Source organism: Methylobacter luteus IMV-B-3098 (genome assembly GCF_000427625.1).
GTDB lineage: Bacteria > Pseudomonadota > Gammaproteobacteria > Methylococcales > Methylomonadaceae > Methylobacter > Methylobacter luteus.
Map to the genome: position 1 here is coordinate 2,790,004 of NZ_KE386569.1, position 20,878 is coordinate 2,810,881.

Consider the following 20,878-nt stretch of genomic DNA (forward strand, 5'->3'; position numbering starts at 1 on the left):
GTTGATTGGGGCAACTTGTAGGCTGGGTTGATAAACCCAGCATAGGCAGCGTTGGAATGCTGGGTTTATCAACCCAGCCTACAACTATTTAAAGAATAGCAGACGTTTGTGATCGAATGTCAAAAGCAGGCGTTCTAGGCGAATTCGACCCTACAGTGTATTTACGGCTGTAAGATTCATTTAACGCTTCTATCCAGTTTGCGGTAACTGATCGCTTCGCTCAAATGCGTGATTTCTATCTGTTCCGAATGGGCCAGATCGGCAATGGTCCGTGCGAGCTTGAGAATGCGATGATAGGCGCGATTCGACAGGCCGAATTTGTCCATGGCCTGCTCCAGCAGCCGGTGTCCTTGCTCGGATAACGGGCAGAACTGTTTGACTTCCTTGGCCGTCAATGCCGCGTTGGCCTTGCCGCTGCGCGCGACGGCGAGGTTGCGTGCTTCTTCGACGCGCGCCCTGATCGTCGCGCTGCTTTCCTCGCCATCCGGCGAACCTTTGCGCAGAACCTCATGCGGAACCCGAGGCACTTCCAGGTGCATGTCGATGCGGTCGAGCAGCGGGCCGGAGACTCTGGCCCTGTAGCGCATGACCTGCTCCGAAGTGCAGTGGCATCGGCCCGAGACATCGCCCAGATAACCGCAAGGGCACGGGTTCATGGCCGCGATCAATTGAAAGCGAGCCGGGAAATCGGCTTGCCGGCTGGCGCGTGAAATTGTGATGTGGCCCGTTTCCAGGGGCTCGCGCAGCACTTCCAGCACCTTTCTGTCAAATTCGGGCAGTTCATCAAGGAACAAGGCGCCGTTATGCGCGAGCGAAATCTCGCCGGGCCGGGGATTGCCTCCGCCGCCGACCAGTGCCGCCGCCGAGGCCGTATGGTGAGGGGCGCGGTAGGGCGGCTTCAGCCAGTTCGCCACATCGAGCCCCTGGTCGCTGATCGAGGCGATGGCGGCGCTTTCCTGAGCCTGCTGTTCGGACAGCAGCGGCAGAATGGTCGGCAGGCGCGCGGCCAGCATAGACTTGCCGGTGCCGGGCGGGCCCAGCATCAATAGATTATGCGAGCCGGCCGCGGCGATTTCAAACGCGCGTTTGACATGGTACTGGCCATGCACATCGGCAAAGTCGATAGGGTCGCTCTGTACGCTTTGTACGGGTTGCGGAGGTTCCGGTTGTATCAGGCTTTGTCCGCTCAGATGCGCGCAGACTTCCAGCAGATGGCCGGCCGGCATGATCTCTATGCCTTTAACTAACGCGGCTTCTGCAATATTTTCTCTGGGCAGCAGCAGTTTTCTGCCGTTATTCCGAGCCTGTATCGCGACCGGCAACACGCCATTGATCGGCCGCAGCTCGCCGCCCAGAGACAGTTCGCCAATGCATTCATACTGATCCAGGCTGGCGGTCGGGAGCTGGTTTGATGCGGCCAGAATGCCCAGCGCGATGGCCAGATCGAAGCGGCCGCCCTCTTTGGGCAGATCGGCCGGTGCCAGGTTGATCGTGATGCGCTGGGCCGGAAACTCGAAACGCGAGTTCAGGATTGCGCCGCGCACGCGGTCCTTGCTTTCCTTGACGGCAGCCTCGGGCAGGCCGACGATGGACAGCGCCGGCAGGCCGTTGGACACGTGCACTTCGACCGTGACCAACGGTGCATTAATGCCGGAACGGCCCCGGCTGTAGATAACGGCTAATGCCACTGAGCAGAGTCTCAGGCTATTTCCGGATGGCGACTGAAATCGTCCCCACAGAAGAAAATCGGCGTTTAGAGGTCGGCTTTATCAAGGATTTGCGCTTCCATGGCCGCGACGCGTTTTTCCAGGTCTTCGAGCTTGGAGCGGGTTTTGGCCAGAACCGCTTTCTGCACTTCAAACTCTTCACGCGTGACCAGATCCAGCTTGCCTAAGGCGCCCTGCAAAATGGCGTGGAAGCTTTTTTCCAGGTCATCTTTCAGGTTGCTCAGACCGGGCGGGATGGCGCCGGCCAGGCGGCTGGCAAGATCATCTAGGGCTTTGGGATCAAACATGGGTCTCTCTCTTTTTAATAAGGTAAAAGGCTACAGGTCGAATATCGGCCTGTTTCAGTTAAGCGGCCGCTATGTCAGCAGGCTTATGCTCGCGGCAGATTTTTTCAGTATCCAGGCGGCTTAACGGCACCTGGGCCAGGTCGCATTGGTAGTGGTTGTCGATCTCGTCGAAATGGGTACACGAGTTGCAGACGCCAAAAGTTCTGGCATTATTGGTCATCTGCAACGTCCGCAGCATTGAATTCAATGCATCGCCGAGCGTCGAATATTTTTTAATCGCCAGGGCGTTTTCTGCCTGCGCGAACACATCGAGCGCAGCCAGTTCGTCCAGCAGTCGCGCGCCGGATCTGGACAAGGCCAGATGCACGACGCGCCCGTCCTCGGCATCATTGCTGCGTTCGATATAGCCTTTGCGCTCAAGGACCTGTATCGTTTGCGAAACAGTGCCCTTGGTCAGGCCCAGATATTCAGCCACGGCTACGGGTGTGTCGCTGCACCAGTTACAGCGGGACAGATAATTCAGCACCTGGATATGGATCGGTTGCAAGCCAATCGCGGCATATTTCTTTCGCTCTTCCGAACGCACCAGGGTGCTGATGCGCTCGATCAATTTAAACGTGTCTTTTAATTCCTGCATTCAACTTACTTCAAGGCAATAGCTTTTTTAAAGAACTCGGGCTGGGCCAATGAAGCCTTATGAATGTCGACGTTATAATAAGTTGTGTCAAAGTTTTTGTTGGCGGAGTCCAGTTCCCTGAATTTTGCCAGACTGGCCTTGCTGGCGATCGTGGCGCTCCACCAGCCGGATGGATAGATGGTTTGCGGGAAGAACAGCGTTTGCAGGTGCTCGAAACCGGCCGAACTCATGGCATCGCGCATCTCGCCGATCAGCTTCATGTGATACAGGGGAGATTCGCTTTGCTGCACGACCATGCCGTGCTCGGACAAGCAGTTGAAGCAGTCGCGATAGAACGCCTTGCTGAACAGGCCTTCGGCAGGTCCTACCGGGTCGGTGCTGTCGACGATGATAATGTCCACGGAGTTGGGCTCCGCATCTTTCACCCATTTGATGCCGTCGATGAATTTCAGGTCGGCCCGAGGATCGTTATTGGACTCGCACAGCTCAGGGAAGTAGATTTCGGCCAGGCGCGTGACGCGCTCGTCGATATCGATTTGCACGGCCTGTTCGACGGATGGGTGCTTCAGGACTTCCCTCAAGGTGCCGCAGTCGCCGCCGCCGATGATCCAGACTCTTTTCGGATCGGGGTGCGTGAATAAAACCGGATGACTCATCATCTCATGATAGAGGAAATTATCGCGCGTCGATACCATCGTGCAGCCGTCGATAACCATCAGATTGCCGAAGCCCTCGGTTTCATATATTTCAATAAATTGATATTCCGATTGCTCCTCGTGCAACTTTTGTTTAAATTTTAACGAAAAGGCGGATTCAGCACCTGGGACTTGCTCGGTAAACCACTGAGACGGATTCATTATCTGTGTTCCTAAAAACGAATAAACAAATCGATATTATATTAGAATTCTCGCGTATTTAGGCGGAATGGAGTTAAAAAGTTGTATTTAAATGATTCAAAGACGTGGACCATCGAGCATTCGGCGCAAACCTACGGCATAGAAAACTGGGGCGACGGTTACTTTGCGATCAATACCGACGGGCACGTCTGCGTAAGGCCGAGCTCCGACAAAGCCGTCGAAATCGATCTGTACGAGATAGCCGGATCGCTCAAGGACAAGAACCTGTCCCTGCCGGTCCTGGTGCGCTTTACCGACATCCTGAAAGACCGCGTCAAACGCCTGCAGGCCGCCTTCCAGAAAGCCTGTCTCCACAATGACTACCAGGGCCGCTACACGCCCGTCTACCCGATCAAGGTCAACCAGCAGCGCAAAGTCGTCGAGGGCATTCTGGCCAGCGACAATGTCGGGCTGGAAGCGGGCAGCAAGCCCGAGCTGCTGGCCATTATGGCTTTATCGACCCAATCCGTCGTGATCTGCAACGGCTACAAGGACCGAGCCTATATCCGCCTGGCGCTGATTGGACTGAAGATGGGGCTGAATCTGTATCTGGTCATTGAGAAGCCCTCCGAGCTGGAACTGATCATCGAAGAAGCCGCCCGCCTGAACGTCAGGCCGCAACTGGGCGTGCGCATCCGGCTGGCCAGCATCAGCGCCGGCAAATGGCAGAACAGCGGCGGCGAGAAATCCAAGTTCGGCTTTCATGCCAATGAAGTGCTGGGGCTGATCGAGCGCCTCAAACAGGCGAACCTGCTCGATACCCTCAAGCTCATGCATTTTCACATGGGCTCGCAGATCGCCAATATCCACGACATCAAGGTCGCGCTGAAGGAAGCCGGGCAATTCTACGTCGAACTGCACCGCCAGGGCGCCCCTATAAAAATCATCGATGCCGGTGGCGGCCTCGGCGTCGATTACGACGGCAGCAAATCGCGGCGCGAATCGTCGATCAATTACAGCATGGACGAATACGCGCAGAACATCGTGCGCAGCTTCGCCGAAATCTGCGCCGAAAAACAGGTGCCGCAGCCCGACATCATTACCGAATCGGGCCGCGCGATCACCGCGCATCATGCCATCCTGATCACCAACGTGACCGATATCGAATCGGTCTATACCAATGATTCGGCCAGACAGCCCCTGAGCAACGGACAGAACATCGTCGAGCGTTACCATGACGCGCAATTTGCGCTGTCGGAAGCCCGCGCGCAGTTCAATCAGGATAAGCTGAGCATTACCGAGCTCGCGCAGGCCGAGAACGACTATGCGATCATCTGTCAGCAGATCAAAAACAGCCTGAACCCGAACAGCCAGAACGAGGCCACGATATTGCAGGAGCTGAACGAAAAGCTGGCCGACAAGGTGTTCTGCAACTTCTCGCTGTTCCAGTCCATGCCCGACATCTGGGGCATCGAACAGATCTTCCCGATCATGCCCATACACCGGTTGGACGAACGGCCCGCGCGGCGCGCCGTGATCCAGGACCTGACCTGCGATTCGGACGGCCGCATCGACCAGTACATCGACGGCCAGAACATCGAAACGACGCTGGCGCTGCATGAAATCGACTGCAAGGAACCGTATCTGATCGGCTTTTTCATGCTGGGCGCCTACCAGGAAATCCTCGGCGACATGCACAACCTGTTCGGCGATACGCATTCGATCAATATCGAACTCGACGACAGCGGTTATCATTTCTACGATCTGCTCGAAGGCGAGCATGTCGGCGATCTGCTCGACTACGTCCATATCTGCACTGAGGAGTTGAAGACCGCCTACCGTGAAAAACTGGCCAAGAGCCCTATCAGCGAACAGGAGCGGCAGGATTACGAAAAAGAGCTGGTTGCCGGCTTGACAGCCTATACCTATCTGGAGCGGTAATATGAACGCGGGCATGATCGGACTCGGCGCGATGGGCACCGGCATGGCTAGAAACCTTGCCAGCGCGGGTTATTTGACGGGCATATACAACCGTACGGCGGCAACGGCGCAGAGCCTGGCCGAAGGGCTAGGCGTGACCGCTTATGCACAACCTGAAGCATTGGCCGCTGAAGTCGATATCGTCCTGATCTGCGTTTCTGCAGATCAGGATGTGCTGGATGTCGTGAATGCCATAGTCCTAACCATCAAGCCCGGATCGGTCGTCATCGACATGTCGACGGTCAGCAGCGAGACGGCCAAAAAAGCCGCCACGATACTGGCCGAAAAACAGGTCGTCTTTCTCGATGCGCCGGTATCGGGCGGCGTCGAAGGCGCCAACAAAGGCACGCTGGCCATGATGGTAGGCGGCGATGCCGATGCTCTGGAAAAAGTCCGGCCGGTACTGGAGGCTATGGCGAGCCGTATCATGCACATGGGTCCGACCGGCGCGGGTCAGAATACGAAAGCCGTCAATCAGATCATGGCCGCCGGCATCAATCAGGCCGTGACCGAAGCGCTCGCCTTCGGGCAGGCGCAGGGCCTGCCCATGGATAAGGTTATCGACGTCATTTCCGGCGGCGCTGCCGGCAACTGGTTTCTCCAGCATCGTGGCCCGACCATGACGCGCGATACCTTCGCACCAGGCTTCAAGCTGGCGCTGCATCATAAGGATCTGAAAATCTGCCAGGCCATGGCTTGGCAAATCGGCGCATCGACGACGCTGATCGATATGACGCTGGCCGATTACGAGCAGTTAATGGCGGCAGGATTTGGCGATGAGGATATTTCGGCGCTGTACCGGTTGAAGAAAAAGCTATGAGTAGGGTACGCACCGCGTACCACATTCAAAATGTTGCAAGTGGATAAAACTCAGGAAAGGTACGCAATGCGTACCCTACGAAATTGGCCGGATCAGTTAGCCCCGCAGCAGCGCTTGAACTTCTTGCCGCTGCCACAGGGGCATGGTGCATTCTTGCCCTGGTTGGTCTGTAATCCAATCTTGCCTATCGATTTGACGATACCGTCCAAGTAAAACCAGCGGCCGTTGATTCGGGTAAAGCGGCTGGCCTCATTCATCACATGCTCCTCGCCATCCTGTAGAAAATACGCTTTAAATTCCACGAGCCCCTTGTTGTCCTTGATGCCGCCTTTCTTAGTACCGACGATCTCCAGCTTCTGCCACTCGGCTTTTTCCCTGGAAAAGTCGATCGCCGCAGGCCGCGTGGTCGCATCCCAGGTGGCCAGCAAATAGGCTTCATCCTGCCGGGCATAAGCGGTGAAACGCGAACGCATCAGGGTTTCGGCCGTAGGCGCGGCTTTTTCTCCGCTGTGATATTGGCCGCAGCATTCAGCATAATCGAGGCCGGAGCCGCAAAGGCAAGGCTTATTTGCCCCAGCAATCGGCATTTGCATAGCTTCCCGTAGTCAGTTTTCCAGCTTGATTGACCGCAAATGTGCCGCAACTGTCGCCTGTCTGTGAACCGGTTGGTGTCGCGGTCATTGTGTAAGTTGTAGCATCAGCACTTGCCACAGCAATCGTATAGTAGCCATCGGCTGATGTGCCGGATATACCTGCCTCAGCAAGGGTGCCATAGTCCGTATGGTTAGCGCGGTATTTTTCCTGCGCCAATTGAGCGTTCAACAAGGCCGCCTTAGCGTCGGCGCGTTTAGCCCGCTTTACATATTCGGTATAGGAAGGATAAGCAATCGACGCAAGAATACCAACAATAGCTACTACAATCATCAGTTCCAGCAGAGTAAATCCGGCAAGTCGTTTAAACGTATTCATTGATTCACCTTTTCAAGTTGTTTGTCCGCTTAAGAATAGCATAACCCTCTATCTTTATCCGCGTGATGCAGGCAAACCGATTAGCGTTCCGATTCAGCCGATAAACGGCGTCCGGCACGCCTGTCAGGAACCGATACTCAATCTATACTTAATTTGAAACAAAAATGGGGATCAGACATGAAAAAATTAAGGAGTTCGGGTTTCTCGCTGCCCGAGCTAATGATAGTCATCGCCATCATCGGCATTATAGCAGCGCTGGCGGTGCCTTCTTATCAGGACATACTTGAACGGAATCGGTTAAAGCAGGCCGTGGAGTCGTTGGCGGACGATCTGAAATTTGCCAGAACAGAAGCCATAAAACGCAGTGCCAATGTGACGTTAACTCTAGCGGCGGGCTGGTCTTATACCATCACTAGTGCAGGCAATACGCTGAAAACCGTGCAAGGCAGTCAATTTCAAGGCATTTCATTAGATGCAGCTGATAGCGTGACGTTTTCTTTTAAACGTGGGACGGCTAGTGCCATGGGGTCGACATTGAGTTCAGCACATTATGATGCAAGAGTTATTGTTGCTGATGTAGGCCGGGTAAGAATCTGTACGCCTGATGATGCGACAGGACTGCCAAGTTATCCGGATTGCGACTAAACCAATGCAGAGGATCAACATGAAAAAACAATCCGGCTATACACTTATCGAAATTATGATTGCCCTGTTGCTGGGGCTAATCGTTGTAGCGGCAACCATTACTATTTATATCACTACGGTTAAAGGCAGCTCTGATGTTATCAAGTCCGCTCGTTTGAATCATGATCTGGACTCAGCCTTGGCTTTAATGGTTAACGATATTCGCCGGGCAGGTTACTGGGGCGGGGCAATGATTGGCTCGGACAGTCGTGATAACCCTTTCACAGTACCAGACACCACCGATTTACAAATTCCGTCGGCCAGTTGCATTTTGTATACCTATGATGACAATGCCAGCGGCGCCAATACATTGAATGATACAACCGACGATGTTGACGCAGATGAGTATTACGGCTTCAGGCTCAATGAAGGCAATATCCAAATGCGCTCTACAAACATCGGCTGTGATGACAATGGATGGGCAACACTTAATGTCAGCGAGGGCAGCGAGCGGATCGATGTGACTAACTTAACGTTTACCGAATCCTTTAAATGTTTAAGAAAACGGCTAGGCGTTGCCGACCAAAGTTATGACACTACCTGTGCTGCTGCTATCGCGGCAGGCAATATTGTTGCCGATGACCGTGTGATTGAGACTCGCGAAATTTCCATTGCACTGGCGGGACGAGTCAACAGCGATCAGGCGGTTACTAAAAGTCTTGCAGGCCGCGTAAAAATAAGAAACGACCGTATCTTTACGCAATAGTATAGAGAAAAACCCAGGGCAAAAAATATGAAAAGCCTAAATACCCGTAAAAATCAAAACGGCGCCGCCACATTATTAACGGCGCTGGTTTTATTGATCTGTATTACTTTAGTGACATTGCTTTCCTCAAAAACGGTGGTAACGGAAACCCAGATTTCCGCCGATAACTATCGCATGGCCCAGGCCGTTGCGGCTGCCAATGCCGCGATGGATTTTGGTGTTGGCTACTTTGATCAGGGCGGATTCGACCATGTCATCAATGCTACGGGTGTGGCTGGCAGTGATGGCATCATCGATACCATTGCGGATAGAACCTATACTTCCGCCGATGGTACTCAAACCACCACGGCAAGCCTCACCTTCAACAATGCCGCCGGTACGCGCTGTGTTGCCGCTGGCGAAACGCCCAGCATGAAAAGTGGCTTGATTATAGCGATAGGCCGCAGTGACGACGACCTGGCGGTAAGGACATTATCCCAATGCGTCGGCACCATTGATGTTTTTGGCGGCAATGGCCCTAAGCAGCCCTTGATAGCACGGGGCAGCGTAGGCTTAACCGGCAATTATCAGATCATTAACCGCTATAACAATACCACGGCATGGTCGGGGGACGCGGTCAATATCGGCGAGTCAGCCAGCGCATCAACATACCTGAGGCCGATGGGCACCGAGGAAGGCGACTATACCCGAGCGCAGCTTGAGGATGATGATACTGGCAACGCCTACACATCAGAAGCCGTTTCCGACCGCAATAAAGGCAATGGCGTGGATACAATCGCCAGTGATCCGAGATTAGGCTCGCTGACCGGCGACGAGTTTTTTAACAACTTCTTCTATGGTGACAGAACAGCGATGAAAGAACTGGCGGAGAGCCTGGATCAGGTCTATGACGCTGCCGATATCGGTGCGGCAGCAGGCAAATCGGGCGTGGTCTGGATTGAAGGTAACGCCGATTTAAATGGCGATACCTATGGCACCTCAGATAACCCGGTCATCCTCATCATTAACGGTAATCTGGATGTAGCCGGTAATCCTCAAATCTATGGATTGCTCTATGTAACAGGCCAGCTTGATGCAGCAGGCACAGTGAAGGTTCTAGGCTCCGTCATTGTCGAAGGCGATCCGGCTTTGGTGCCGGCCGGGGAAGAGCCAGTTGTCGGACATGGCGGCGTTGACTTGATTTACTCGCCCTACACCTTGGATAGATCGGCCAACCCGATTATTGGAACAACAACGGTTATCAGCGGCTCGTGGCGCGATTGGTAACGCTTTTGGCAATCAGACAGGCGATTTTTATGACCAGTTATACAAACAAAATAAAAGCACAACGGGGTATTGGAGTAATAGAAGTCTTGATTGCCGCTGTCGTGGTGGCCGTCGGGCTGCTGTCGTTGGCATCCCTGCAAGGCACGATAATGCACAGCAGCGGTGAGAGCAAAGCCCGCTCCGAAGCTGTCAAGCTGGCAGAAGAAAAACTTGAAGAATTTAGGAATAATATCAACAAGAGCGACTTCGACGTTGATCTCGCAATAGGGGCTGGCGATGATAGCATCAATGGTAGCAACGCTACTTTTGCCAGAAGCTGGACTTTAACAGACGCTGCCGGTCCTGACAGGAAGAACATCAGTGTAACAGTGACGTGGGGCGGCGCCAGCGCTGATGAAACGGTCAATATGGTCAGCCAGGTGATTTGGGCCGATCCGGGAAAAGCCACCGATTACGCAACGGACGGTAATGGTCTTTCAGCGCGCGCGCCCAGCCCTAACAACAACTCGTCGTCAACGCCGGGCGAACAATTCGATCTTGATGAAATTGACGGCGAAACGTCATTAGACGATGGCTCCGGTCTATATAAATACACCGATGATGAGGGACGCATTTATTTGTTGGATTCAACCGGCAAGGCCGTGATCAAATTTAATGGCGGGTCAATTCATACCATTAAAGGTAACGTTTACGCGGGAATTGTTGGAAATGGTCAGAACCCTTCTATAGAGTTACAGCCATTGACCAGCTATCCGGTGACCTTTTCCGATCTGGCCTATTGCGTGTTTCCCGTTCATGAAGGTCAGTCCGATTATATCTGTTATTTCGGCGGCGATTGCACGCATGATGGCACAGGTTGTTTAGCCCAAGAAGATTCAGTGACGTTTACGGCCGTTTCAGGAGGATGGTATGGCAAGGTGGGTTTAATAGAAACCAGCGAAGCCAATTTACATAATAAAAAAGTCTGTTTTGCGGAAGATATCGCCGGAAACGGCATAGAAACCGCCACTACTACAGCCCGCTTGTACTTGTCCCAGCGCCTGGATGCCAATAACAATGTGGTCGGTTCGGAAGGCATTAACCAGTCTTTTGCTTGTCAGGATTTTCTAGTCGTGGAAGCAACCGGACATAGCAATGATTGTAATCACTTCCGGAATTTCGCGGGCTTGAGTGTGCCCAGTTCCACTGTATATCGCGATCCGCCGCTGGGGCCCAATGACAACAATGTTTCACTGGCGGAAAACGTATCGAGCTGTGGCTCAATCGTTACCTACACTATTGCCGGTGGTATTTCTGGCGATCAGGCTAATTTGGTGCAAGTGTTTGTCAACGGCAACGGCTGTACCATTACTTCCAATAACAATATTCATACTTATCAGTGTACGATTACCGTTGTCGATACTACGGCATCCGTCACCATTACCGCAACCGGCGGCAATGTAACGCCCGTGTCCACTACGCTTGCCGTTTCAACAGACCAAACAAGCATGGCCGGGCCAAGTCTCCAAGCCGGTACATCCACACCTGTAAGCTACACCGTTACTGGTCATATTGGTGGCAATCAGGCTAATTCAGTGACATTGACGATGAGCAACGACGGCAGTTGTACCAATAATAATGATGGCAGCTACACCTGCACCATTACTTCGACGCCTGGCGCAGTAACTATTAATGCAACCGGCGGTGATGTAAGTCCTGCCAGTGCTAATGTCACGCTTGGAGTTGAACCTGACGTAGCGGGGCCGGAATTTATCGCGGCAACACCTGCTTACATGAATTATGTCATTACCGGTGCGGTTACAGGCAATAACGCTAATTCCGTCAATTTCAGCCTTAACGGCGGCAGTTGCACGAATAACAACGATAATACTTATACCTGTACAATTTACGCGTTGCCTGGCGATGTGATCATTAACGCTACAGGCGCTAATGTGCAGCAAGCGAGTGGCGCAGCTACACTTGCAGGCGTGGCGGCCGTTACTGGGCCGGCTTTTACTACAAGCGCTGCTTCTTGTGCAGTGACAGTATCTGGCATTATTGAAAAAGGCACAGGTAATACCTTTAAGGTTGACGATGTCACTGTGACATCAACGCCTTCGGCAACCAATACATGCGAAATAACGAAAGCCAGCGGAAGCACTACTTATAGCTGCGATGCCGGAACCGTGACAGATGGCGCCAGCGTAACCATTGGCGGCACCCATGTTTCCGCGGGGGTGGGGAATCCAGTAACTGTTGACTGTACAGCCAACAGCATAAGCATTACCACTGGACCAAAGTTGACGACCACTAATTGATCCGTCAGCCATGTAAAATCGGGTTGCATGTTTTTCGCAACCCGACCCATCAAGCGGGGAGGGATTTGCAACCCCGCCCCTGACGTTTCGACAATATCTGAGCCAAGTGACGGGCTTAACCAATGCCAGACATTTCGTACGGGGCAATATGCCCCGTACGGCCTGCAAACCCGGCATGGGCAGGTCCATGCGATGATGCGCCTCTGATTGCCGAGTAACGGTGCAATATCATTAACCGCCACATGCCAACCAAGAGCATGTGGCGGTTTTTTTATGAATGCCTGTTTTATGTGCCGCTAATCTCAAGCTAGACGGGATGCAATCCTCTCTGTAACGTTTCTGCAATGTTTGGGTTAAAAGGCTACAGTTAACTAATGCCCAACATTTCGAACGGGGCAACATGCCCCGCCCGGCTATGGGAAAGTATTTCGGGCCGAATGAATTCGGCCCTACAGCGATAATATAGGTGCAAATCTACTCCATAGATCAGCGTTGCGCATATGCTTTGATTGCAAACAGCGTTTTGAGGATTTTGGAAAACCGGAACACATTATCCTTAACCTGTTCCGGCAATAGGGGAGGGAGGCGCGTCCTTGCGTCCGAAAATTGCCTAGCGTGAAACGCTGAATGCGTGAGTGGTGATCGTGGTGGATTTGGCGTTGGAAGCCTGGAACATTTTCTGGAAGTCCTGGATTTCCGCGCCGGAATCGCTGAACAGGTCCTGCGCGAAGCCGTAGGCGAGCGGCTGATGGATCAGTTCGGCCGTCACCTGGTAGCTGGCGCCATTCAGTCCTGCAATCCGGTAGCCGATCTCATCGCTGCCGCCGATGAAGTTATCGTCATTGAGCGCATCGCCGGCGACGCGGATATCCGATGAGGCGGTCGCCTTGTCGAAGCCCTGCGGCAGAATACGGTTGTCCTTCAGATAGGTCATGCCGCGCAGCAGCGTATAAGTGACCTGATTCATGTCATCGCCCATGATCGCTTCATAAACCTGAACCTGATCCGGCGAGGTGATCAGTTCATGATGCGGCTCAAACGCGGCCGGATCGGTATCGGCATCGACGCCGGTCACGCTGCCGTCGGCGTTCACCTTGCCCGATTCGAACACGACATTACCTAAGTTATCCTTGACTGTGACATGAAGTATCACGCGCCGCGAAGGATAGGCGCTGGGCAGCTTGTGGCCGGTATTGCTGTTCACGCGCAGGGTGAAGTCCAGTGTGTCGTTGATCAGCGACTGGCTGGCCGGCGTCACGGCCGCGGCGCTTTGCAGCATGGCTTCGGTCTTGGCGATGGTCTCCGGGAAGTTGTTCGATAATACGCCCAGCTGGGTTTTGTTGTCTTTGAAGATGTTCAGCATCAGCCGGTTTGCACCCACCAGATCATGCACGGCGAAATTGTCGCGCGTCTGCAGCCACATCGGCCGGTTCGAGATCGCTACGCCGTTGGCGCGGCTCATGTGGCACTGCTGGCAGCTTTGCGGATTGCTGGTCGCGTAGCTGCTGTGCTCCCATTCGCTGTACGGCATCTGCTCGGGGAATTCGCTTTCGGGCGTAGTGCTGAGCACGTTGCCGAACGAGTCCACATAAGGCGTTTTCAGGTTGTGGCAGGAGGCGCACAGTTTCGATTCCTTGACATGCGCGCTGTAGGTCGGCGTATAGCCCGTGTTCATGACCATCGGGTTGGGGGTCAGATTGTCATACGGTCCGTAAATCAGCTTGTTGCTGCCGATTTCATATTTGCCGGTAAAGCCGCTCAGGGTGCCCAGATTAGGCGCGTCCTGGATCTGATGGCACAGCGTGCAACTGACGCCGTTCAGCGCGCTGTCATGCCGGCTGTGGCTGGCATCGAGGAAACCGCCGTCGAGAATCTGCATCGGCTCACCGCTCTTTTTGGCCTCGAAATTGGCCATGGGCGCATGGCAGCGCGTGCATTTGTCGCTGATCACATCGGCCAGTTGCGGATTGCGGTTCAGTTCACTGCGCACTTTGGCTCGCCAGAGCGGGTCGCGCGCCGAGTTGGCCATCATGGTCGATGACCAGTCAGTTTCAATCGAAACATCCTTGCCCTGCGCATCGGTCAGGTTGTTATGGCACATCAGACAGTTGCCCGAGCCTGAAAAATGCGTGGAGGTAAAGTTGGGGTCGCCGCCCGAGGCCGGTTCCAACAGGAAGCCGCCGGCATCGGCCAGCGTGGTGACTTGAAATACGCCCTGCACGCCGCCTATCGTCAGCGTGGCGGTCGTTTGCGTGCTGTACTGCGATGACGAGGTCAGTTGTACGCGCACGCTGTCGCCGTTATTGAGGCTGCCGGCCGCGCTGGTAAAGGCGCCGCCGTTGATGGAGTAACTGCCGCCGCTGACGGTGACCGATGCCGGCGCGTTGATGCCGGTGATGGTGGCCGCGTTCGACGCGACGGCGGTATTGAGCGCGACGCCGGTTTGCGCCGTGAAGCCGAAGGTATCAGGCGTTATATCGGCGCTGCCCGTCTGCGTGGTGACGCTGAAGGTGTCCTTTACGCCGCCTATGGTCAGGGCGGTGTTCGTGGTCATGCTGTACGACGAAGAAGACGTCTGCTGCACGCGCACCGTGTCGCCGTTATAGACGCTGCCGCTGGCGGACGTGAAGGCGCCGCCGTTGCGCGAATACTGGCCGCCGGTGACGCTGATGGAAGTCGAGGCGTTGATGCCGCTGACCGTGATCGTGTTCGATGTCACGACCGTGTTAAGGGCGACGTTGGTCTGGTCGGTAAAGAAAAAGGGATCGGGCGTGGTGTCTTTTTTGGCCGCTTGAGCGTCATGGATACTCAGAGCCATGACCAGCCATAGTAAATAAATGAAAAAGTAATAGTAGCGCTGCATAAATACTCACGAGACAGATGGAAAGCCGGCCATTGCCGGATTATTGTTGTCGTTGGCAAGCTTCCTGCGAATCGCACGGTTGCTTGCTGCTTCCAAACACAAGTGCTAGCAGGGCAATAAATATGCCATTTATACATTATTGATTTATAGCGCTTTTAATTAGTCATCGTTAATATAACTGCGTCATATGCCGCAGCGGGTGTGGCATATGACGCAGTTAGCCAGGTAGCCAAGCCAGGTAGCCAAGCCAGGTAGGCTGGGTTGATAAACCCAGCATTCGGAGTCGTCCATGCCGGGTTTCCGCTAAAGCTCCAACCCAGCCTACACAGCTTCAGCCTTGCCTACACAGATCCAAGACGGTCTGCACAGCTTGAATCATGGCCGGATCTGCCCGTCGACAATGCGGATCTTTCGTCGCGCCCGATCGCCTATATGCTGGTCGTGTGTGATGATCATCAGCGTCACGCCTTGCCGGTTCAGGCTTTCCAGCAGATCGATGATTTCGCTGCCGGATTTGCTGTCGAGGTTGCCGGTGGGTTCGTCAGCGAGCAGGATTTCAGGGCGCATGATCATGGCGCGGGCGATGGCGATGCGCTGGAGTTGCCCGCCTGAGAGCTGGTCCGGCCGGTGGCTGGCTCTATCCCGAAGGTTGACGTCGGCCAGCGCCTCGGCCACGCGCTGTTTGCGCTCCTTGGCCGCGATGCCGGCTAGGATCATCGGCATTTCAACATTTTCAGCGGCTGTCAGGCGCGGAATCAGGTGAAAAAACTGAAACACGAAGCCGATGTTTTCGCGCCGGACCTTAGCCAGCTCATCATCACTGATCTGGGTAACATCGCGGCCGTTCAGGCGATAGCGGCCCGATGACGGCTGGTCGAGCAGTGCGATGACATTCAACAGCGTCGACTTGCCGGAGCCCGACGGGCCCATGACGGACACATATTCGCCCTTGTCGATAGTGAGATTGATGTCATTGAGGGCATGGACCGTCTGCTCGCCGACCTTGAAGTAGCGGTGAATGTTTTCCAGTTCAATCATGGCTGTTCGCGTACATGAGCCCCGGCAGCGACGCCCTCCTGGCCTACCGACAGCACGACTTTGTCGCCGGCCTTAAGCCCCGACAGCACTTCGACGTAATTCCAGTTGGACAGGCCGGGCTCGAAGGTTCGTTCTTCGAGCACGCCGTCATCCCGCATCAGCAAAACCCGGTTGTTATCGAGCACCGCTTCGGCCGGGACCCGGAGCGCCTGGCGCTTGTCGGACAGCAGCACTTCGATGTCGGCGCTATAGCCGGGCAGCAGATCCTTGAGGTCTTGCGGGTCGGTCAGTTTCACTTCGACTTCGACCGTGCGCGCCTGCTTTTCCTTTTCCTGCACATAGGGCGCGATGCGGCTTACAGTGCCCGAGCAGCGTTTTTCACTGCCGAAGGCATCGAGCGATACGCAGGCTTTCATGCCGGTCTTGATCTGCGGCGCATCGACTTCATCGATCGGCGCCGAGACATAGAGACAGCTGACATCGAGCAGATCGATGGCCGGCAGGGTCGGAATGCCGGGCGGCGAGGGCGTGACGAACTCGCCCAGTTCGACATTGATTTCGGCGACGGTGCCGTCGAAAGGCGCCAGCACGAGCGTGCGCTCAATGGAGGCGCGTGTGAGATCGAGATTGGCCCGGCTGACGGTAATGGTGTCATGGGCGGCGCCGCAGGCGGCCCGCTTGGCTTTGGCTTCGGTGGATTTGATGTCGACCTGCTCTTCGGAAACAAACTGGTTTTTTTGCCGCAGACGGACCAATCGATCGGCTTCACGCTGGGCGCTGTCCGCCATCAGGCAGGTCTGCTCGGCCGTAGCCCGGTTGGCCTTGATCTGGGCTTCCTGCAATTTCATCTGCTCCTTCAGGTCCTTGTTCCAGACTTCCATCAGCAATTGATCCCGCTTGACTCTATCGCCTTCCTGGACATGCAGTTCGGCGACCTGGCCGCCGGTCGCGGGCGCCAGATAGGCGCGCCGGCAGGCCTTGATCGTGCCGACGCGCGTATTGGAGACCGTGGCGCTGACTTCGCCTTGCTCGACAGTCGCCGTTTTAACGGTGACGGGTTCGGGCTTGCGCAGGGCGAAATAGGCGATGCCGATGGCGATGACGGCGAGCACGATGATGAGGGTTTTTTTGTTCATTAATGGGTGGCAGATAGTAAAAATGTGGGGGCGGATTTATCCGCCCATGGGCGACTTCAGTCGCCCCACAAGAGTATAGCGGTATTCATTGACCTAAGCTGTTTTCCAGATTGCGCCGCACCGTGTCGAGAAAAGCCTCGGTATTCAGATAATGTGATTCATTAAGCCGGTCGCCGTGGATGCACAGCGCCAGATCCTTGGTCATCTGCCCCGACTCGACCGTCTCGACGCAGACTTTTTCCAGCGTCCGGCAAAAATCGATCAGCGCCTGGTTGCCGTCGAGCTTGCCCCGGAAAGCCAGGCCGCGCGCCCAGGCGTAGATCGACGCGATAGGATTGGTCGAGGTCGGCAGGCCCTGCTGGTGCAGGCGGTAATGGCGCGTGACGGTGCCGTGCGCGGCCTCGGCTTCCATGGTTTTGCCGTCCGGCGTGACCAGCGTCGAGGTCATCAGGCCCAATGAGCCGAAGCCCTGAGCCACGGTGTCGGACTGCACGTCGCCATCGTAATTCTTGCAGGCCCAGACAAAGGCGCCGCTCCATTTCAGCGCCGAGGCGACCATGTCGTCGATCAGTTTGTGCTCGTAGGTAATGCCTTGCCCGGCAAAGCGGTCCCGGTATTCGGCCTGGTAGATGGCCTCGAAGATGTCCTTGAAACGGCCGTCGTATTTTTTCAGGATCGTGTTCTTGGTCGACAGGTATAGCGGCCAGCCGCGGTCGAGCGCGACATTGAAGCAGCTGCGAGCGAAACCGGCAATTGACTCGTCGGTGTTGAACATGGCCAGCGCCACGCCATCGCCTTCGAAGCGGTAGACGTCATAAGATTGTTCCGCGCCGCCGTCATCGGGCGTGAATGTGATGGTCAATTTGCCAGGGCCGTGCGTGACGAAGTCGGTGGCGCGGTACTGGTCGCCGAAGGCGTGACGGCCGATGCAGATGGGCTGGGTCCAGTTCGGCACTAGGCGCGGCACGTTCCTGCAGATGATCGGCTCGCGGAAAACGGTGCCGTCCAGGATGTTGCGGATCGTGCCGTTAGGCGATTTGTACATTTTCTTGAGGTTGAATTCCTTGACGCGCGCCTCGTCGGGCGTGATTGTCGCGCATTTGACGCCGACACCGTGCTTTTTGATCGCCTGCGCGGCATCGATGGTGACCTGGTCATCGGTTCTGTCGCGGTTTTCGATGCCCAGATCGTAATACTCAATCGGCACATCCAGGTACGGCAGAATCAGCTGTTCTTTAATGAAATGCCAGATGATGCGCGTCATTTCATCGCCGTCCAGTTCTACTATGGCATGGTCTACGGTTATTTTTTTCATCGGACTGTCCTCGCACTGGGAAGTAATGACCTGATCAATATAATCCATCCCTGGGAATTTGTATCTATAAGCATGGCAGGCCGGGTTGGTAAACCCAGCATTTCGAAATTGCCTTTGCTGGGTTTACCAACCCAGCCTACACATGCTTCACAAATGGGCAGGGCTGCAAACTCTATCCCGCTCGATGAATTTGTATCCATAAGATTATTGCCGCGCAAAAATGTTAAAATCCGAGTTTTCCGCTTTCACTATCCTGTCTTTTAACTGACCGACATGACTTATACCGAAGAATTTTTCGCCAGGGCCAACGAGCTGATTGACGCCGGGCGCTTTATCGACAACAAAGGCTGGGTGCCGGCCACCAGCGGCAACTTTTCCGCGCGCCTGTCCGACGGCACGGTCGCCGTGACCGTCTCCGGCAAGCACAAGGGCCAGTTGCGGCTCGACGATATTATGCTGGTCGACGCCGAAGGCCAGGCATTGGACGGCAAGAAACCGTCGGCCGAAACCTTGCTGCATACTTCTTTATACCGGCGCTTCCCCGATGCACGGGTCGTGCTGCATCCGCATTCGGTCAATGCGACGCTGGCCTCGCGCATTTTCGGCCAGGAAATCGTGCTGGAGGATTACGAACTGCTGAAAGCCTTCAGCGGCATTGATACGCATGAGACCCGAGTTGTGATTCCGGTGTTCGCCAATGACCAGGACATCGCGCGCCTGGCCGGCAAGGTGGAGCAGTATCTCGATACGCACGGCGCCATCCACGCCTATGTCATCGCCGGGCATGGGTTTTATACCTGGGGCAGCAGCGTGGCTGAAGCGTTGCGCCATCTGGAGGCCCTGGAATTTTTATTTGATTGTGAACTACGACTGCACGGAGTTAAAAAACCATGAGCGCATTAACCATCTATGCCGATAATGCCCCCGAACAAGGCTTGCTTTATATCGATTTCGAGGACATCAAAGACCAGTTAACCGCGATAGGCGTGCAGTTCGAGCGCTGGACTGCCAGCTGCGAACTGGCCGCCAATGCCAGTACCGATGATGTGATTGCGGCCTATGAAGATTCCATCGAGCGCCTGAAACAGCAGTATGGTTTCCAGTCCGTCGACGTGATCAGCTTAAAACCCGATCACCCCGAGAAAGCCGCGTTCCGGCAGAAATTCCTGGCCGAGCACACGCACAGCGATTTTGAAGTGCGCTTCTTTATCGAGGGCTGCGGGCTTTTTTATCTGCATGTAGACGGTAAAGTCTATGCCATCCTGTGCGAGCAGGGCGACTTGATCAGCGTGCCGGCCCATACCACGCACTGGTTCGACATGGGCGAAAACCCGAATTTCAAATGCATCCGGCTATTCACGACGGCGGAAGGCTGGGTGGCCGAGTTCACCGGCAGCGACATCGCCAGGAATTTTCCGACCTATGACCAATATGTGGCGGTGGTGCGGTCATGATCAAGGCCATTGTTACCGATATCGAGGGCACGACCTCGTCGCTGTCCTTCGTCAAGGACGTGCTGTTTCCGTATGCGCGCGCGCATCTGGCCGAGTTTGTGCGCAGTCATGCCGATGATGCCGACGTTAAGGCTCTGTTGAATGACTCGCGCGCCGAGGTCGGAGCCGATCTCGATACCGAGCAGTTGATCGAGCAGTTTATCCGGTGGATAGACGAAGACAGGAAAATCACACCGCTAAAGTCGCTGCAGGGCTTGATCTGGGAAGCCGGCTACCGGCAGGGCGACTTTACCGGTCATGTGTACCGCGATGCGGCCGAGAACCTGAAGAAATGGCACGCCGACGGCATGGCCTTGTATGTTTATTCATCCGGCTCGGTCTATGCGCAGAAGCTGCTGTTCGGGCATAGCGATTTCGGCGATCTGACGCCGCTATTCTCCGGCTATTTCGATACGCATATCGGCGGCAAGCGCGAACAGGCCGCTTACGAGAAGATCGCCGCGCAACTGGGACTGCCGGCCGGGAATGTGCTGTTTCTGTCCGATATCAAGGAAGAGCTCGATGCCGCGCGCGGAGCCGGCTTCAAGACAATCTGGCTGACGCGCGACAGCATGCCCGACGCACAGGCCGAGCATCGGCAGGTCGGCAGCTTCGATCAGATCGATTTTTGAGTGGAAATGCCGGGTTGACGCCAAGCTCCAGTTCATCCTATCTGGCTGATTTTTATTGAAAAACATATGAATTTTTATTGAGCGCAGTGTCTAATGTACTAAGTTAGTCCATTGTGATGTTCTTCATGACGACAGTGGATTTTCTAGCAACAGAAAGCAAGAAGTAACTCTGATGCTTGTTTATTTTTTAAC

The 20,878-nt window shown here is 54.8% G+C and carries 19 protein-coding genes; 9 read left to right on the plus strand and 10 right to left on the minus strand.

The window, feature by feature from the left end:
* Positions 1–176: 176 nt before the first annotated feature.
* From METLU_RS0114910 to speE, 4 genes are all read right to left on the minus strand, one after another.
* On the minus strand, positions 177–1,688 hold the full coding sequence (locus METLU_RS0114910; protein ID WP_027158909.1) for a YifB family Mg chelatase-like AAA ATPase: 1,512 nt from the start codon (positions 1,686–1,688) through the stop codon (positions 177–179).
* 65 nt (positions 1,689–1,753) lie between these two features.
* Positions 1,754–2,014, minus strand: a complete 261-nt coding sequence (gene ubiK / locus METLU_RS0114915) for a ubiquinone biosynthesis accessory factor UbiK (RefSeq protein ID WP_027158910.1) — start codon at positions 2,012–2,014, stop codon at positions 1,754–1,756.
* Between the two features lie 58 nt (positions 2,015–2,072).
* Entirely contained in the window at positions 2,073–2,651 is a 579-nt protein-coding gene (locus tag METLU_RS0114920; RefSeq protein ID WP_027158911.1) for a MarR family winged helix-turn-helix transcriptional regulator, read from the minus strand.
* Between the two features lie 5 nt (positions 2,652–2,656).
* A complete protein-coding gene (gene speE, locus METLU_RS0114925) occupies positions 2,657–3,511 on the minus strand; it encodes a polyamine aminopropyltransferase (protein WP_407939115.1) in 855 nt (284 codons plus the stop codon).
* A gap of 78 nt (positions 3,512–3,589) precedes the next feature.
* Between speE and speA the strand changes: the two genes are divergently transcribed.
* Together speA and METLU_RS0114935 are read left to right on the plus strand one after the other, a co-directional pair.
* Positions 3,590–5,428 (plus strand): biosynthetic arginine decarboxylase, encoded by a 1,839-nt coding sequence (gene speA, locus METLU_RS0114930; protein WP_027158913.1) that lies wholly within the window; start codon positions 3,590–3,592, stop codon positions 5,426–5,428.
* Position 5,429: 1 nt separating this feature from the next.
* Positions 5,430–6,287 carry an NAD(P)-dependent oxidoreductase gene (locus tag METLU_RS0114935; RefSeq protein ID WP_027158914.1) on the plus strand — a complete coding sequence of 286 codons (858 nt, stop codon included), beginning with the start codon at positions 5,430–5,432 and terminating at the stop codon, positions 6,285–6,287.
* A 92-nt stretch (positions 6,288–6,379) separates the two neighbouring features.
* Here the strand turns inward: METLU_RS0114935 and METLU_RS0114940 are convergent, their stop codons facing one another.
* On the minus strand, positions 6,380–6,880 hold the full coding sequence (locus METLU_RS0114940; protein WP_027158915.1) for a YchJ family protein: 501 nt from the start codon (positions 6,878–6,880) through the stop codon (positions 6,380–6,382).
* Positions 6,852–7,256, minus strand: a complete 405-nt coding sequence (locus tag METLU_RS0114945; RefSeq protein ID WP_027158916.1) for a type IV pilin protein — start codon at positions 7,254–7,256, stop codon at positions 6,852–6,854. The genes METLU_RS0114940 and METLU_RS0114945 overlap by 29 nt, the downstream gene beginning before the upstream one ends.
* Positions 7,257–7,433: 177 nt before the next feature.
* Here METLU_RS0114945 and METLU_RS26820 point away from each other — a divergent pair, with 177 nt between their 5' ends.
* From METLU_RS26820 to METLU_RS0114965, 4 genes are read left to right on the plus strand one after another with little or no spacing between them, the layout of a single operon-like run.
* Positions 7,434–7,901 (plus strand): GspH/FimT family pseudopilin, encoded by a 468-nt coding sequence (locus tag METLU_RS26820; RefSeq protein WP_155920577.1) that lies wholly within the window; start codon positions 7,434–7,436, stop codon positions 7,899–7,901.
* 19 nt (positions 7,902–7,920) lie between these two features.
* Positions 7,921–8,646: a PilW family protein gene (locus METLU_RS0114955; protein ID WP_027158917.1), complete on the plus strand. Its 726-nt coding sequence runs from the start codon at positions 7,921–7,923 to the stop codon at positions 8,644–8,646.
* A 27-nt stretch (positions 8,647–8,673) separates the two neighbouring features.
* Positions 8,674–9,912, plus strand: coding sequence for a hypothetical protein (locus METLU_RS0114960; RefSeq protein ID WP_027158918.1), 1,239 nt, complete (start codon positions 8,674–8,676; stop codon positions 9,910–9,912).
* 5 nt (positions 9,913–9,917) lie between these two features.
* Entirely contained in the window at positions 9,918–12,209 is a 2,292-nt protein-coding gene (locus METLU_RS0114965) for a hypothetical protein (protein ID WP_155920579.1), read from the plus strand.
* A 610-nt stretch (positions 12,210–12,819) separates the two neighbouring features.
* On the opposite strand, the gene METLU_RS25505 is transcribed toward METLU_RS0114965, so the two are convergent.
* The 4 genes from METLU_RS25505 to METLU_RS0114985 form a co-directional block, all read right to left on the minus strand.
* The gene (locus METLU_RS25505) at positions 12,820–15,072 is read right to left on the minus strand and encodes an autotransporter outer membrane beta-barrel domain-containing protein (RefSeq protein ID WP_051299931.1); all 2,253 of its coding nucleotides are present in this window, start codon (positions 15,070–15,072) and stop codon (positions 12,820–12,822) included.
* 375 nt (positions 15,073–15,447) lie between these two features.
* Positions 15,448–16,110, minus strand: coding sequence for an ABC transporter ATP-binding protein (locus METLU_RS0114975; RefSeq protein ID WP_027158920.1), 663 nt, complete (start codon positions 16,108–16,110; stop codon positions 15,448–15,450).
* Positions 16,107–17,246 (minus strand): efflux RND transporter periplasmic adaptor subunit, encoded by a 1,140-nt coding sequence (locus METLU_RS0114980; protein WP_027158921.1) that lies wholly within the window; start codon positions 17,244–17,246, stop codon positions 16,107–16,109. Before METLU_RS0114980 ends, METLU_RS0114975 begins: the two co-directional genes overlap by 4 nt.
* Before the next feature lie 85 nt (positions 17,247–17,331).
* A complete protein-coding gene (locus tag METLU_RS0114985; protein WP_027158922.1) occupies positions 17,332–18,561 on the minus strand; it encodes an NADP-dependent isocitrate dehydrogenase in 1,230 nt (409 codons plus the stop codon).
* Positions 18,562–18,834: 273 nt separating this feature from the next.
* Between METLU_RS0114985 and METLU_RS0114990 the strand changes: the two genes are divergently transcribed.
* From METLU_RS0114990 to mtnC, 3 genes are read left to right on the plus strand one after another with little or no spacing between them, the layout of a single operon-like run.
* Entirely contained in the window at positions 18,835–19,455 is a 621-nt protein-coding gene (locus METLU_RS0114990; protein ID WP_027158923.1) for a methylthioribulose 1-phosphate dehydratase, read from the plus strand.
* Positions 19,452–20,015, plus strand: a complete 564-nt coding sequence (locus tag METLU_RS0114995) for a 1,2-dihydroxy-3-keto-5-methylthiopentene dioxygenase (protein ID WP_027158924.1) — start codon at positions 19,452–19,454, stop codon at positions 20,013–20,015. The genes METLU_RS0114990 and METLU_RS0114995 overlap by 4 nt, the downstream gene beginning before the upstream one ends.
* On the plus strand, positions 20,012–20,686 hold the full coding sequence (mtnC, locus tag METLU_RS0115000; protein ID WP_027158925.1) for an acireductone synthase: 675 nt from the start codon (positions 20,012–20,014) through the stop codon (positions 20,684–20,686). The genes METLU_RS0114995 and mtnC overlap by 4 nt, the downstream gene beginning before the upstream one ends.
* Positions 20,687–20,878 lie beyond the last annotated feature (192 nt).